The organism is Rhizobium sp. CG5 (genome assembly GCF_023701945.1).
Lineage (GTDB): Bacteria > Pseudomonadota > Alphaproteobacteria > Rhizobiales > Rhizobiaceae > Allorhizobium.
This window is the reverse complement of the sequence record NZ_JABAEF010000018.1, coordinates 97,287-110,206: the sequence shown is the minus strand read 5'-3', so window position 1 is coordinate 110,206 and position 12,920 is coordinate 97,287. Positions and strand designations below refer to the sequence as shown.

Below are 12,920 nucleotides of genomic sequence, written 5' to 3'. Positions count from 1 at the left end.
GCCGGCGATGCATTCAACTGACGGCTCGGAAAACTCTCGACGGATGGGTGGCCGCAGCGCCGTTAGAACGGCTTCACAGACGGCTTGCCCGATAACGTCACCGCCACCAACGCCCTGCATGGCTGGAAAATCTCTCGATCACAATGTCCCCACTCACCCCTCAAACACCACCTTCACTCCCCGCTGGCGAAAATACGCCTGCATCAATTTCCGGCCCGGCCGGTTGTTCTGCGCCAGTTTCGCCGGGTCGAAGATCGCCTCTTTCTGGCCTTCGCGGGCCAGCGCTGCCTTGAGGGTGGCGATATGGGTGTCGAGGTCGGCATTGTCGGCCTGCAGGGATTGATAGATGCGGGTCGTTGCCTCGGCCACGGTCGGTTCGCTCATGGGGTTCAGTCCTGTTGTTGTTGGCTGGGCGCCGGGCCCATAGATTTCGTGTGCCCCTACTGTGCCGGAAACGGTCCCGCGTCAACCGGGCAGGGGCGGCATGGCAAGGGAATCGCATAGGAAACCAGTCCCCTCCCAAACCCTCCCCACACGGGGGAGATCGGCAGGGTGGCTGGCCCCGCAGGCTCAATTCTCTGACAACACTTCAGGCAAGTCGATTCGGCTATAGAAAGAGGCGAGCGGCTTCTGCGAAGCGAAGCTCCGGGGTGGAGGATCTGCCGCAATCGCAAAGGCCGGGAAAACCGAACGGCCCCAAATCAGCCGGGCACGGCCGGGATGGCGCGGCGCAAGTCCGGTTCGTTATGGATGAAGGTGATCTGCAGCGATCCGGAGAGGTCCTTGTCGGGCGGGCAGGCGGTCGGCAGGCCGTCCTGGTCGATGGCGATGTGGCTGTCGGCAAGGGCGGCGACCAGCGCCGGCAGGGCCTCGCCGGGCAGGGTGAAACGGATGGTGTTCATGATGTTGGAATACATGTGTACGTCATCCACCCAGCCGCCGAGCCGGTTCAGGGTGTCGAAGACGAGGGTGGTCGCTTCGTGGCGGGGCATGCGCGTCACCGCGCTCAGCATCATCAGGCGCTGCATGGTGATCTCATTCCTGGAAGAACAACTGTGCCGGCAGTTTAGCGCCGCGCCGCGATGATGACAAATCGCCCTGTTTGTGGAATAGCCGTGAGCAACAGGTGATTTGGCGAAAGTGTCGCGGCTATGGTGTTTTTTTCTCTTCCGGTCTTCAGGGCACATCCACGGCCAGCAGCCCGTGCGGCGCTTGCCGCCGCACTCCTGATCCTTACCGCAGCCGCGCCGGCCGAGGCGCATATCCTCGGCGGGCCGATGGGCGGTTTCGGCTCGGGCTTTGAACATCCGCTGCTCGGCTTCGATCATTTCCTCGCCATGCTGGCGGTCGGCCTGTGGGGCGCGCAGATGGGCGGCCGCGCCGTCTGGTCGCTGCCGGCCACCTTCCCGATGATCATGTGCCTCGGCGGCATCGTCGGCATGACCGAGATGTTCCCCATTCCCTATATGGAACTCGGCATTGCCCTGTCGATCATCGTGCTGGGTGGCGCCATAGCCGCGGCCTGGAAAGCCGGCGAGGCGGTGGCGCTGGTGATCATCGCCTTCTTCGCCATCTTCCACGGTTATGCCCATGGCCAGGAACTGCCGCTGGCCGCCGACCCGGCCGCCTATGCCGTCGGCTTTGTCGTCGCAACCGGCCTGATCCACGTCGCCGGCGTCGGCCTCGGCCTGGTGCTCGGCCGGTTTTATGACGGCAAGCTGACGCGGGCGCTGGGCGGGGCGATCGTGCTCTGCGGCCTCTATTACCTGATCCGATGACCAAAAAACCCGCCCGCAAGGCCAGAAAAACCGGCAATCCGGCCCGCCAGACCGCCAAGGCGAGGCCGCAGCCGACAGCCGCCGCCATCCCGTTGCCCGCCGTCCCCGCCGCCGTGGCGCCGGATGTGGTGCCTCTGACGCCAGCGGGCCGGCCGGACTGGCGGGTGATCGTGCGCACCCGTCGCTTCAGGGCGGCGGGCGGGTTTCTGGCGCTCGGCTTTGTCCTTTTTGCTTTTTCCCAGGCCATTCCCCATGACTACGGTTTTCTGGAGCTGGGCGGCCTGTTCACGCTCTCGGTCTACGATCTGGTGCTGGCCATGCTCGGCCTGTCGGTGGCCGCCGCCATCGCCGAGACCATGCGGCAGTTCCGCGCCATCGTGCTCACCTTTCTGGGCGTCTTGGCCGTCATGCTCATGTTCTTCGACAGCCTGTTTGCGCTGATCCTTTTGACCCCGCTCGGCGACAACCTGTTTCTGGTGGCGCCCTCGGCGGTGATCCTGACCGGCGCCTCGCTCTGGCTGCCGGGCCGCTGGCGGCAGCGGGCGGTCACGGTTTCGGCCGGCCTGGTCGGCTTTTCCTTCGCGCTGTTCATCGGGCTTGACGATCTCGGCGTCGGCATTGTCCGCTTTGCCTTCGGCGCCGTCGCGGAAGCGCTCTGGGTTATCCTGGCGCCGGCCTTCCTGCTGCGCCAGTTCCGCGGGCCCTGGCTCACCATTCCGCTGCGCATCGTCGGCAGCTGGCTTGTCGTCATCGGCGTGATCGTCATGGTCTCGCTCTACCTGCCGATGAAACAGGCCGATGCGCCGCCGCTGCCGGCCACGGGCGAGCCGCTGATGATCCTGCCGAACGGCGAGCAGGTGCCGCTGGTCCTGCCGGAAGACGAACCGGAGATGTAAAGCGGGAAGGGGGCTCGCGATCGCAGCCGGAAATCGATTCCGGTTTGGCCAAGAATGCAGTAGACAGGGGATCACGCAGACCGGCTATCGAAACCGGCGCCTGAAGCCGCTTGCAGACCTTAAGCCACAGACCCCGGTACCCGCCCGATGACCATCCGCTATGTCCGTCCCGTCTCCCACGCCGCAAGCATTGCCGAACGGCTCGGCTTCGTCGCGCTGGTCATGCTGGTCGTGGTCTTCCTGCTGCATCGCTTCGGGCAATTGGCAACCCCGGATGCGGTCGCCCTGGTGCTGTTTGCCGCGGTGCTCGCAGCCCTTGCCGTGCCGCTGGCCCTGATTGGTCTCGTCAGGCTCTGGCAGGTCGGGGCGCTCGGCGGCGTCGCCGCCGTCAAGGCCTTGCTGTTTGCCGCTTTGCCGCTGGCTGTGGTTGCGCTCGGTGCGGAACGTTATATGACGCGGCCGCTGCTCTATGACGTCTCGACCGACCTGATCGATGCCCCGGCCTGGATCGACGCGCCATCCGCGCCGCAGCGCCTGCTGCCGCGCCCGGCGGTGGTCACGCCGGCGGACCGCGAAGCGCAGCTGATCGCCTATCCGGGCCTCACCGGCCGGCGCTACGAGGGCGCGCTGGATCGGGTCTACGAGGCGGTCTTGAAAGTGGCGAAGACCAGCGGGTTTGTCATCAGGACCAGCCGCGGCAAGGAATATGCCCTGCCGGAATTCCTGCCGCAGAGGCAAGAGGAGGCCGAGCCGGGCCTGGCCGGCGGCCTGCCGCAGGTGGTGCCCGTGCCACTACCGCGCCCCCTGCCAGAACCGTCGCAAAGCGCGGGGGAGACGGAGCCGCCGGGCACGGTGCGCATCCAGGCCGAAACCCGCACCCTGCTGCTCGGCCTCAGCTTCGACATCATGATCCGCCTGCGCGAGGAGGCGGAAACCACGCTGGTCGACATCCGCGTTGCCAGCCGCTACGGCCCGCACGATCTCGGCCTGTCCGCCGCCATCGCCGAGGCCTATCTGCACGCGCTCGACGCCGAACTGCTCGGAATATCAGCGGATTGACGGCGTCACGCCACCATAAAAACCCCGGTCAGCCGGGCCGGGCCGTCGGTTTGAACCAGCCCCTTTTCCACCAGATCCTCCAGATGCGCCAGAACGGAGAGGGCGGCGGCGCCATGCAGGCGCGGATCTGTGTCGCGATAGATCGCCGCCACCATGTCGGGGATCAGCCGGTCGCCGCCCCGGATGCGCTCCAGCACGGCCCGCTCGCGCATGCGCCGATGGGTGCGCAGACCCCTAAGAAAACTCTGGGGCTGGCGCACCGGGCCGCCATGGCCGGGGAAATAGATCCGGTCGTCGCGGCTAAGCAATCGATCCAGCGAGGCCATGTAATCACCCATCGCCCCGTCCGGCGGCGCGACGATCGAGGTCGCCCAGGCCATCACGTGGTCGGCCGAAAAGACCACGCCGGTGTTTTCCAGCGCAAAGGCCGCATGGTTGGCGGTATGGCCGGGGGTCAAAATCGTTTCGAGAACCCAGCCGTCGCCCTCGATCCGGTCGCCCTCCAAAAGCGCGATATCCGGCTGGAACGCGAGGTCGGAGCTTTCGCCGAATGGATTGACCTCGCCCGCATGCAGGGCCCGCGCCGCCCGGTGCGGGCCTTCGGCAACGATCGTCGCACCGGTTGCCGCCTTCAGCCGGCGGGCCAGCGGCGAATGGTCCTTGTGGGTATGGCTGACGGCGATATGGGTCACCTCGCGGCCTTCGAGCGCTGCCATCAGAGCCTCAAAATGCGCGTCGCTGTCGGGGCCCGGATCGATCACGCAGACCGAGCGCGTCCCGACGATATAGCTGTTGGTGCCGTGGAAGGTGAACGGCGAGGGGTTGTTGACGGTCACGCGCTGCACCCCCGGCGCCACCGGCACCGGCTCGCCATAGGAGGGCTCGAAGGCCAGGTCGAAGTCCGGGCTCTTCGGCTCGCCCGCCTCGCTCATTTATATTCGATCTCGATGAAGGCCATCGGCTGGTCGCCGCCATTGACCACATTGTGCTCGACGCCGGCATCGCGGCGATAGACCTCGCCGGCCTTGCTGGTGACGCGCCGCTCGCCGGCGGCATCCTCGATCAGGAAATGGCAATCGGTCATCGGCACCACGACATAGCCCATGCCATGCACATGATGGCCGGTCGCCGCCCCCGGCTCGAAATCCCAGCGGGTGATCCGCACCATCTGGTCGTCGAGCAGCAGGGTGGAGATGGCGGGCGGACGGGCGGAATAACCGGGCATAAGCAGGCTCCTGTGCAGTGCGAAAGACAACACCCGTTTATCGAGCCCCGACGCGCCGCCGTAAAGCGGAAAATCGCCGCGTGTGAGCCTCGGCGCCGCCACCGCGCATGCTCAAGCCCCCCGGACCCGTGTAGCGACCGGCCGAGCCTGCGATAATTCCACAAAAATCGCCAAGGAAGTGATTGCCGCCCGTCCCGGCTTTTGCTAATCAGGCCCGCACCGGGCTTGGAAAGCATATCTTCTCAAGGCCCGTCACGGTGGGGCGTAGCCAAGCGGTAAGGCACTGGTTTTTGGTACCGGCACCCCAGGTTCGATCCCTGGCGCCCCAGCCACGCTTCAATGGTCAATCCAGAACGGCGATTTTGTTCGATTATAGGCATTGGTTTCATGTCATTTTCTTTTTGACATTCGGAATTCCACACGTATATTTGGATCTATTAGAACCCCACGCGATACTCCCGCCATTCGGGACAAGGTTGACCGTGCATCAATATTCCGGGGATGCGGCTACGCGTCCCCGTTTGTATATGAGGCGTGATGAATACGATCCCCTCTGCACCCACATAAACAGCTCCTATTCATATCATACTGGGTTCTGAATTCCTTCAGTTGCGGTCCCGAACATAAGTTCATTGACGAGGCCAGCTGTGCGCATTGCGCGGTTTAGGGTTTTGATAGCCAGGCGGGTCCGAATATCACAGATTTTGACCATCTAGGCCAACAGGTGGTCTCTGTCATTGCAACGGGGATGTAACCAAGATGGACCTGAAATCCTTCGTCAAAGCGGCGCTCAATGACGTGATGGATGCCGTTCAAGAAACGATTGAAGAGCGCAAAGCCAGAGAAAAGCAAGGCTTCATAAATCCTAAGATTCATGATCCTGAAGTGATGGAAATTGACACGATCAAGTTTGACGTGGCTGTTTCGGTCGGGACGAAGACGCAAGGCGGGGCGGAAGCCGGTCTTGAGGTTTTTTCTGTAAAGCTTGGCGGGTCTGGAACTCATGAGCGGGAGGCATCGAACGTCAGCCGTATTGAGTTCACGCTAGGCGTATCTTGGCCGCATACGCACATACTCGATGCGAAGAAATTAGTCAGGGCCAGCTAACGAATGGCCTATTCCTATCTATTGATATAGGCGCTCACACCATACTCCATACCCGAGTGCAGCAACACCAACAGTATGAGTGACAATCCGTTCGCAACAACGACTCTGACTCGTCCATTTCGAGCGGCGGGCCAAAAATCTCTGACGTTGGATTTAAACTCCGTTCCCATCCAAGCACTAATTATTGTGTCGACGAGATCGGAAACGACCCTGAAAATCGAAATCCAAAACAAGCAGTAGATAACGATGAAAAATAACATCGAAAAGTAGTATGTAGCTTCTTGCCCTCTTTGCGGGACAGACGCATAGATCACGTTAATGAGAGCGAGTAGAATTCCCATTCTGACAATCATCCCGACGAAGTCAGATATCTTTTTGGTGAAATCAAAACTCTGCTTAAGCTCTGAAGCCACGATCGGCTCAACAAGCCGCAACACATTGATGACTCGTTCGCGGGTTCCCATTTCGACCTCCTTGACCTGCCGTAATATTTGGCAAAATTCGACATAAATTAACAACTAATAATTTACGCCCCAAGCGTTCTCTGCGAGTATTTTGGGGATTGCTATTTAATGGTCCCAATGCCGCTCGCTCGGCGGACATTGTAAAGACCGCTGCACCTTCCTCACCCCCAAAAAAACCTACTCCCTCGCCAGAATCATAGTCCGCACCACCGGATAGATCTCGGTCGCCCCCAGCGCCGACCCTTGAGCACACCATAGTGCCCACATAACCCATTCCACCCTCTGGAACCCCCGCTCGCCTATTGCGTTCCGCTCACACCGATGAAGCCCTTGTGCCTCACCAGCGCATCGTGGCATTCAAACATCTTTTCCAGGAGACTGGCGTATGCGCAGAACACCATCGGCCGGGCGGTCACGCAATGCGTGGATGTTAATCGCATCGCTTGTCATGGCGCTGCCGGCCCATGCCACGCCTGTGCTGGTGGTCGATACCGCAAGCCGCCAGGTTCTCTATCAGGAGGAGGCCGGCGTGCCGTGGTATCCGGCCTCGACGGCCAAGCTGATGACGGCCTTTGTGGTGTTCGAAGCGTTGCGGGCCGGTCAGGTCACCCTCACCACGCCTGTTATGATGACGCGCAATGCGATGAAACAGGCTTTTCTGGAATCGGGCCTCACCTTCGGGCGGACCATGACGCTGGAAGATGCGCTGTTCGCCACGCTCACCGCCTCGGCCAATGATGTCGCGGTCGCGCTGGCCGAAGCCGTTGCCGGCGATGAAAAGACCTTTGTTCAGCGCATGAATGCCGCAGCGTCCAGCCTTGGCATGACGGCCACCCATTTTTCCTCTCCGAACGGCCTGTTCGACCGCGCCACCGTGACGACGGCGCGGGATCTGGCCGTGCTCGGCTTGGAGGTCGATCGCCGCTTTCCGGATTTTCAGCGTTTCTTTGCCGGCTCTGCCGTGACGATCGACGGCAAGGAGATCAAATCCAACAATGCCTTGCTGACCCGTTTCGCCGGCACGATCGGCATGAAGACCGGTTTTTTATGCGCTTCGGGACGAAACTATGTCGGCCTTGCCGCCCGGCAGGGCAAGCGCGTCATGGTGGTCGTTCTGGGGGCGACCACGGAGCGGGAACGCAATGAACGATCGGCGTTTTATCTGACCCAGGCCTTCGAGGGCCGCCTGACGCCGGCGGGCCGTGTCGACGATCTGCAAAATCACCCCGACAGGACGCCCGAGGATATGCGCATCCGGCTCTGCACGGACCAGAGCGCCGCCTATGAGGCCGAGCGGGAAGCGCTTTATCCGATGGGACTGCCGGGCCGCGAAACCTATCTGCGCGACGAGATCCCCGGCCATATCCACGCGATCAGTACCTGGCTTAATGAGACTGCCGCCGATGTGCCGATCCCGACGCCGCGCCCGTCGTGAGCTGTGCGCCCGCTAAGCTTCTACCGACGAAACCCTATTCCATCGCTAAAATCATGTTGCGCACCACCGGATAGATCTCCGCCTCCCAGCGGCGGCCGTTGAACACGCCGTAATGGCCGACATTGGCCTGCAGATGGTGGCGCTTCAGGTGCGGACGCAGCGACCGACACAGTTCGTGGGCCGAGGAGGTCTGGCCGAGTGCGCAGATATCGTCGCGGCCGCCCTCAACGGTCAGCAGCGCGGTCTTGCGGATATGGGCGGGATCGACCTTGCGGCCGTGATGGGTGAAATCGCCGGTGGCCAGCTCCGCCTTCTGGAACACCCGGTCGATCGTCTCGATGTAGAATTCCTCCGTCATGTCGAGCACGGCGAAATACTCGTCATAGAAGGTCTTGATCTTGTCGGCCTTGTCCGTCTCACCCTTGGCCAGATGCTCGAACAGCTTGCGATGCTGCTCCTGGTGGCGGTCCATGTTCATCGCCATGAAGGCGACCAGCTGCAGGAAGCCCGGATAGACCCGCCGGCCGGCACCCTCAAAGCGCGCCGGCACCTCGCTGATCAGCGAGGTCTCGAACCACGACAGCGGTTTGGACACGGCGAGTTCGTTGACCTTGGTCGGGCTTTCGCGCGGATCGATCGGCCCGGCCATCAGGGTCATGGTGCGCGGCGTGGCCGGATGCTGCTGCTCCGACATCACGGCGACGGCGGCCAGCGTCTGCACGCACGGCTGACAGACCGCCAGCACATGGGCGCCGGGGCCGATCTCCTCCAGAAAGCGGATGATATAGTCGACATATTCGTCGACGCCGAACCGCCCGGCCGACAGCGGCACATCGCGGGCATTGACCCAGTCCGTCACATAGACGTCGTGATCGCGCAAAAGCGTCTGCACCGTGCCGCGCAACAGCGTCGCAAAATGTCCGGACAGCGGCGCCACCACCAGCACCCTGGGGCGCGGCGTATCGACATCGACGGCAAAATGCAGCAGCTTGCCGAACGGCAGGTCCAGCGTGGTCTCGATCGTTACGGGCGCGTCGCGATTGCCGATCATCACCGAGGTGATCGCAAACTCCGGACCGGTATGGATGATCTCGAAGCGCGACACCAGCTCCATCGCCGCGCCGAAATAGCGCGACATCGTCTCCACCGGTTCAAAGAACGACAGGCCGGTAAAAGCCTGCAGTCGCCGCGCCATGTCGCGCATCGGCGCCATCAGGTCGTCGTGGAACTGGTAGGTTTGATAGAGCATGAGCAAGGGACCCCGTCACCGCAGAATTGCCGCACTGCAAAAAATGCTAGTGCAACAAGGTCCACTATGCGAGAAGATTGTGAGGGAATGTATAACATTGTCCGATAAGGATCTTCACGGCCATGGCCCATGCGACACTGACCCTTTCCTCCAAGAACTACTCCTCCTGGTCGCTGCGCGGCTGGCTATTGTGCCGAATGGCCGGTCTCGACTTCAAGGAAGTCATGGTCGATCTCGACGACGGTGCCCGCCAGGAGCTGCTGTTGCTGTCGCCCTCCGTGCTGGTGCCGCGCCTGACCCATGAAGGCGTGACGGTCTGGGATACGCTGGCGATCGCCGAATATCTGCACGAGATCACGCCCAAGGCCGGTCTCTGGCCGGCCGACCAGGCAACCCGCGCCCATTGCCGCTCGGTGTCGGGCGAAATGCATTCCGGCTTTTATAACATGCGCTCCGCATTGCCGATGAACCTGAAGACCGTCCACCCGCGGTTCAAGATGTTTTCCGGCGCCCGCCCGGATGTCGAGCGCATCAAGGCGATCTGGACCGAGTGTCTGGAGCAAAGCGGCGGGCCATGGCTGTTCGGCAAGACGCCCACCGTCGCCGATGCCATGTATGCGCCGGTCTGCAGCCGCTTCCGCACCTATTCGGTCGATCTGGATCCGACACTCTCCGCCTATTGCGACACCGTCTTCGCCTGGCCCCTGATGGTGGAGTGGACCGAAGGCGCCAAGGCCGAACCCGACGAGATCATCGAGCTCGAGGTGGAATTCTGACCCCCCTGAGCAGGGGCATCGGCGTTACGCCAGCCCATTCGGCAACGTCCTGATCTTTTGTCATGCGCGGCAGTCCTCGCAGACGCCGCCGCGCGCGCCCGGGCAACCGCCAGGCGAAACCTTGCCCGCTGCTGTTTTTCCTTTCTTCACTAATATAAAATTTCAGTAAATGCCCCGTTTACGGAATATTAATCTCGTTTATAAGGCATTTTTTAACCTTAACAGATGTATAAAAATACTGTTCAGGCATTAAGTCTCGTGCTTTGAGCCCAGAAAATAGAATAACTGTTACGAATTGGGCGGTCGTATTTCCATTTCCGGTTTTCGTACTGAATGAGTGAATTCCATGGTGAGTATAAACACCAATAGCGCAGCTATAGGCGCGCTTGATGTATTGAGGGCCACGGTGGATGGCCGGAACCAGACCCAGTCGCGGGTGATCACCGGCTACCGCGTCTCGCAGGCCTCGGATGACGCCGCCTACTGGTCGATCGCCACGACCATGCGCTCCGACAACAAGGCGCTCTCGGCGGTCGAGGATGCGCTTGGCATGGCCGGCGCCGTCGTCGACACCGCCAGCAACGGGGTGGAGAGCGCTGTCGATGTCATGCAGGAGATCAAGCAGCGCATGGTGCTGGCCCGCGAGCCCGGCGTCGACCGCGACAAGATCAATACCGAGCTCGTCGAGCTGAAGGAACAGCTGAAGACCATCACCCATGCCTCGACCTTTTCCGGCCAGAACTGGCTGTGGCGCACCGATGTCGCCGACGATGAGCCCAAGCAGCTGGTCGGCTCGTTCCGCCGCGATTCCGATGGCGGCGTGACGGTGACCAATGTCGAATACGAGGTGGCCGGCACGGCCGGAACCTCGGAGGTCAATTTCCTGATCGACGACGTCAGCGGCGATAGCGGCATCCTGACCGGCTCCGGCTTTGCAAGCGAACTGGGCACGACCAAGAACTGGGTGATGTTCAACAGCGAAGATGGCCCGACTTACGACGAGATGGTGCTCAACGACACCGTGACGGATACCGAGATCGAGGAAATGATCAGCGTCGTCGATGCCATGGCGCAACGCACCATCGATGTCGGCACGACGCTCGGCGCTTTGTCCATGCGGGTCGAATTGCAGAACGGTTTCGTGATGGACCTGCAGGATTCCATCCACTACGGCGTCGGCAAGATGGTCGATGCCGATATGGATCTGGAATCAACCCGCCTGCGCGCCATTGAAACCAAGGAACAGCTCGGCGTCCAGGCCCTGGCCATCGCCAATGCCAGCACCGAACCGCTGATCTCGCTGCTGCGGTAGATCGACTGAGGCGAAACGGGGTAAAGCCGGGCAGGGCGCCAGCGTCTGGGACCAGGGCAAAAGGATAGATCCGCTTCGACCCGCGGTACCCCACCTCTGGCTTGCCAGCCATCTCCCCCACATGGGGGGAGATCGATCCGGCCGCCACCGTTTGCATCAGTCAACGGCCAGCAATCAGGGCAGGAACAGTTCGGCAGTCCGGTCTCCCCCCATGTGGGGGAGATGCCCGGCAGGGCAGTGGGGGGTATCCTCGCTCTGCCGTCGATTATTTGCCCCGCATCCGACCGGAAAAGTCAGCCCCAAAGCTCCAGCCATGGGGCAGCTTACAAAGCGCTTACGCGCCGCCCAGGAACTCTTCGCAATAGCTCGGGCCACCGGCCTGGCCGGGCTTGTCGATCACCGTGCGGATGCTGCGGATATTGTAGTCCGGCGACACGGTCAGCTGCACTTCGCAGCGCAGGTATTCGGTGCGGGCCCGGGTCAGCATGGCGCCCTTCTTGCCGTTCGGCAATTCCTCATAGGTCGCCGGCACGGCGCGGGTCTTGTAGCCGCCGCGCCAGGTATAGACCGTCGCGCCGCCAGCCGTGCTGTCATTGATCGGCGGGCCGAATTTTGCGAAGAAGGCGCCGGCCGGCTGGCCGTTCCAGCGGGCTTCGACGGCGTTCTTGGCCGGTCCGGTCGTGGTACAGCCGGCAAGGGCCAGCCCCAGGCCGGCCAGGGTGAGCATGCGGAAATTCATCTGTTCTGTCCCTCAGATCTTGTGCTGGAAAAGCCTCGCCGCGCCCCCGAGCCTTGACGCTTTCCATCGGCATGTCCTTATCCGCAAATGCGCGATTGTGAAATCACGCTCCGCGCGATTTCCGCAAATTTTCCACGCTGATGCGTTGCAGCCACGCTGCCGGGCCGAAGACCCGGCTTTGCACCGGCTTAAGGGGAGGGCATGGGCACGGCCCGCCACCCGCCAGGGCCTTGGGCTGCCGCAGTTTTTGCACCGGCCTTCAGGTTTTTTCAAATCAGCGCTTGTGCAACAAAAAACGCTGGTCTATAGAGGCGCCGCTGGTCACGGAGTGTAGCGCAGTCTGGTAGCGCACCACGTTCGGGACGTGGGGGTCGAGTGTTCGAATCACTCCACTCCGACCAGCTGAAAAACTCCCGATCTTTTACCCCTTTTCCGGCCTATCTCGAGCGGATCCGTTCCGCCGCGTGGCTATGGCCTTAGCCCGCCCGCATTCTATTTCGACAATCATCGAAATAGCCTTGACGTCTCCCGTTTTCATCGATACGCCTATTTCCATGAAACTCGAAATAGCGGCATCCCAGATGGAATCCCTTGGCAATCCGACGCGGCTGCGGCTGTATCGGGCGCTGGTGCGCGCCGGCTTCGACGGCCTGCCGGTCGGCGCCCTGCAGCAGAAGCTCGACATCCCCGCCTCGACGCTCTCACACCATTGCCGGAAACTTGTGGATGCCGGCCTGGTGACCCAGGAGCGTCAGGGCACGACGCTGATCTGCCGCGCCAATTATACCGCCATGACAGCGCTGATCGGCTATCTCGCAGACGAATGCTGCGCCGATGGCCGTTGCACGGAGAGCCCGGTCGAGGCCGACGCCTGATATTT

General features: G+C 61.9%; 15 protein-coding genes and 2 tRNA genes. 10 read left to right on the top strand and 7 right to left on the bottom strand.

Features of this window, described 5'->3' with window-relative positions:
- Nucleotides 1-153 precede the first annotated feature (153 nt).
- Together HGO38_RS24430 and HGO38_RS24425 are read right to left on the bottom strand one after the other, a co-directional pair.
- Nucleotides 154-384 (bottom strand): hypothetical protein, encoded by a 231-nt coding sequence (locus HGO38_RS24430; protein WP_250958422.1) that lies wholly within the window; start codon nt 382-384, stop codon nt 154-156.
- 317 nt (nt 385-701) lie between these two features.
- Nucleotides 702-1,028, bottom strand: coding sequence for a hypothetical protein (locus tag HGO38_RS24425; RefSeq protein ID WP_250958421.1), 327 nt, complete (start codon nt 1,026-1,028; stop codon nt 702-704).
- Between the two features lie 123 nt (nt 1,029-1,151).
- On the opposite strand from HGO38_RS24425, the gene HGO38_RS24420 reads away from it, so the two are divergent.
- From HGO38_RS24420 to HGO38_RS24410, 3 genes are all read left to right on the top strand, one after another.
- A complete protein-coding gene (locus HGO38_RS24420; protein ID WP_250958420.1) occupies nt 1,152-1,778 on the top strand; it encodes a HupE/UreJ family protein in 627 nt (208 codons plus the stop codon).
- The gene (locus tag HGO38_RS24415; RefSeq protein WP_250958419.1) at nt 1,775-2,674 is read left to right on the top strand and encodes a hypothetical protein; all 900 of its coding nucleotides are present in this window, start codon (nt 1,775-1,777) and stop codon (nt 2,672-2,674) included. The genes HGO38_RS24420 and HGO38_RS24415 overlap by 4 nt, the downstream gene beginning before the upstream one ends.
- Before the next feature lie 147 nt (nt 2,675-2,821).
- Nucleotides 2,822-3,733, top strand: a complete 912-nt coding sequence (locus HGO38_RS24410; RefSeq protein WP_250958418.1) for a DUF1499 domain-containing protein — start codon at nt 2,822-2,824, stop codon at nt 3,731-3,733.
- 5 nt (nt 3,734-3,738) lie between these two features.
- Here HGO38_RS24410 and HGO38_RS24405 read toward each other — a convergent pair whose 3' ends face one another.
- Both HGO38_RS24405 and HGO38_RS24400 read right to left on the bottom strand, forming a co-directional pair.
- On the bottom strand, nt 3,739-4,665 hold the full coding sequence (locus tag HGO38_RS24405; protein WP_250958417.1) for an MBL fold metallo-hydrolase: 927 nt from the start codon (nt 4,663-4,665) through the stop codon (nt 3,739-3,741).
- Complete coding sequence (locus HGO38_RS24400; RefSeq protein WP_250958416.1) at nt 4,662-4,958, bottom strand: cupin domain-containing protein; 297 nt, start codon at nt 4,956-4,958, stop codon at nt 4,662-4,664. Before HGO38_RS24400 ends, HGO38_RS24405 begins: the two co-directional genes overlap by 4 nt.
- A gap of 258 nt (nt 4,959-5,216) precedes the next feature.
- On the opposite strand from HGO38_RS24400, the gene HGO38_RS24395 reads away from it, so the two are divergent.
- Together HGO38_RS24395 and HGO38_RS24390 are read left to right on the top strand one after the other, a co-directional pair.
- A tRNA-Gln gene (locus tag HGO38_RS24395) sits at nt 5,217-5,290 on the top strand.
- A gap of 427 nt (nt 5,291-5,717) precedes the next feature.
- Nucleotides 5,718-6,065 carry a hypothetical protein gene (locus tag HGO38_RS24390; protein WP_250958415.1) on the top strand — a complete coding sequence of 116 codons (348 nt, stop codon included), beginning with the start codon at nt 5,718-5,720 and terminating at the stop codon, nt 6,063-6,065.
- 14 nt (nt 6,066-6,079) lie between these two features.
- On the opposite strand, the gene HGO38_RS24385 is transcribed toward HGO38_RS24390, so the two are convergent.
- The gene (locus HGO38_RS24385) at nt 6,080-6,529 is read right to left on the bottom strand and encodes a hypothetical protein (RefSeq protein WP_250958414.1); all 450 of its coding nucleotides are present in this window, start codon (nt 6,527-6,529) and stop codon (nt 6,080-6,082) included.
- 385 nt (nt 6,530-6,914) lie between these two features.
- On the opposite strand from HGO38_RS24385, the gene HGO38_RS24380 reads away from it, so the two are divergent.
- The gene (locus HGO38_RS24380) at nt 6,915-7,964 is read left to right on the top strand and encodes a D-alanyl-D-alanine carboxypeptidase family protein (RefSeq protein ID WP_250958413.1); all 1,050 of its coding nucleotides are present in this window, start codon (nt 6,915-6,917) and stop codon (nt 7,962-7,964) included.
- 34 nt (nt 7,965-7,998) lie between these two features.
- Here HGO38_RS24380 and HGO38_RS24375 read toward each other — a convergent pair whose 3' ends face one another.
- Entirely contained in the window at nt 7,999-9,213 is a 1,215-nt protein-coding gene (locus HGO38_RS24375; protein ID WP_250958412.1) for a polyhydroxyalkanoate depolymerase, read from the bottom strand.
- Between the two features lie 122 nt (nt 9,214-9,335).
- On the opposite strand from HGO38_RS24375, the gene HGO38_RS24370 reads away from it, so the two are divergent.
- Together HGO38_RS24370 and HGO38_RS24365 are read left to right on the top strand one after the other, a co-directional pair.
- Nucleotides 9,336-9,989: a glutathione S-transferase gene (locus HGO38_RS24370; protein ID WP_250958411.1), complete on the top strand. Its 654-nt coding sequence runs from the start codon at nt 9,336-9,338 to the stop codon at nt 9,987-9,989.
- Nucleotides 9,990-10,335: 346 nt separating this feature from the next.
- On the top strand, nt 10,336-11,301 hold the full coding sequence (locus HGO38_RS24365; protein ID WP_250958410.1) for a flagellin N-terminal helical domain-containing protein: 966 nt from the start codon (nt 10,336-10,338) through the stop codon (nt 11,299-11,301).
- Between the two features lie 334 nt (nt 11,302-11,635).
- On the opposite strand, the gene HGO38_RS24360 is transcribed toward HGO38_RS24365, so the two are convergent.
- Entirely contained in the window at nt 11,636-12,040 is a 405-nt protein-coding gene (locus tag HGO38_RS24360; RefSeq protein ID WP_250958409.1) for a hypothetical protein, read from the bottom strand.
- Between the two features lie 324 nt (nt 12,041-12,364).
- On the opposite strand from HGO38_RS24360, the gene HGO38_RS24355 reads away from it, so the two are divergent.
- Both HGO38_RS24355 and HGO38_RS24350 read left to right on the top strand, forming a co-directional pair.
- Nucleotides 12,365-12,441 (top strand) — tRNA-Pro (locus tag HGO38_RS24355).
- A gap of 153 nt (nt 12,442-12,594) precedes the next feature.
- Nucleotides 12,595-12,915: an ArsR/SmtB family transcription factor gene (locus tag HGO38_RS24350; protein ID WP_250958408.1), complete on the top strand. Its 321-nt coding sequence runs from the start codon at nt 12,595-12,597 to the stop codon at nt 12,913-12,915.
- Nucleotides 12,916-12,920 lie beyond the last annotated feature (5 nt).

Coding starts and splice junctions, on each gene's coding strand:
- HGO38_RS24430 (WP_250958422.1), bottom strand. CDS start 384: ATGAGCGAACCGACCGTGGCCGAGGCAACGACCCGCATCTATCAATCC.
- HGO38_RS24425 (WP_250958421.1), bottom strand. CDS start 1,028: ATGCAGCGCCTGATGATGCTGAGCGCGGTGACGCGCATGCCCCGCCAC.
- HGO38_RS24420 (WP_250958420.1), top strand. CDS start 1,152: ATGGTGTTTTTTTCTCTTCCGGTCTTCAGGGCACATCCACGGCCAGCA.
- HGO38_RS24415 (WP_250958419.1), top strand. CDS start 1,775: ATGACCAAAAAACCCGCCCGCAAGGCCAGAAAAACCGGCAATCCGGCC.
- HGO38_RS24410 (WP_250958418.1), top strand. CDS start 2,822: ATGACCATCCGCTATGTCCGTCCCGTCTCCCACGCCGCAAGCATTGCC.
- HGO38_RS24405 (WP_250958417.1), bottom strand. CDS start 4,665: ATGAGCGAGGCGGGCGAGCCGAAGAGCCCGGACTTCGACCTGGCCTTC.
- HGO38_RS24400 (WP_250958416.1), bottom strand. CDS start 4,958: ATGCCCGGTTATTCCGCCCGTCCGCCCGCCATCTCCACCCTGCTGCTC.
- HGO38_RS24390 (WP_250958415.1), top strand. CDS start 5,718: ATGGACCTGAAATCCTTCGTCAAAGCGGCGCTCAATGACGTGATGGAT.
- HGO38_RS24385 (WP_250958414.1), bottom strand. CDS start 6,529: ATGGGAACCCGCGAACGAGTCATCAATGTGTTGCGGCTTGTTGAGCCG.
- HGO38_RS24380 (WP_250958413.1), top strand. CDS start 6,915: ATGCGCAGAACACCATCGGCCGGGCGGTCACGCAATGCGTGGATGTTA.
- HGO38_RS24375 (WP_250958412.1), bottom strand. CDS start 9,213: ATGCTCTATCAAACCTACCAGTTCCACGACGACCTGATGGCGCCGATG.
- HGO38_RS24370 (WP_250958411.1), top strand. CDS start 9,336: ATGGCCCATGCGACACTGACCCTTTCCTCCAAGAACTACTCCTCCTGG.
- HGO38_RS24365 (WP_250958410.1), top strand. CDS start 10,336: ATGGTGAGTATAAACACCAATAGCGCAGCTATAGGCGCGCTTGATGTA.
- HGO38_RS24360 (WP_250958409.1), bottom strand. CDS start 12,040: ATGAATTTCCGCATGCTCACCCTGGCCGGCCTGGGGCTGGCCCTTGCC.
- HGO38_RS24350 (WP_250958408.1), top strand. CDS start 12,595: ATGAAACTCGAAATAGCGGCATCCCAGATGGAATCCCTTGGCAATCCG.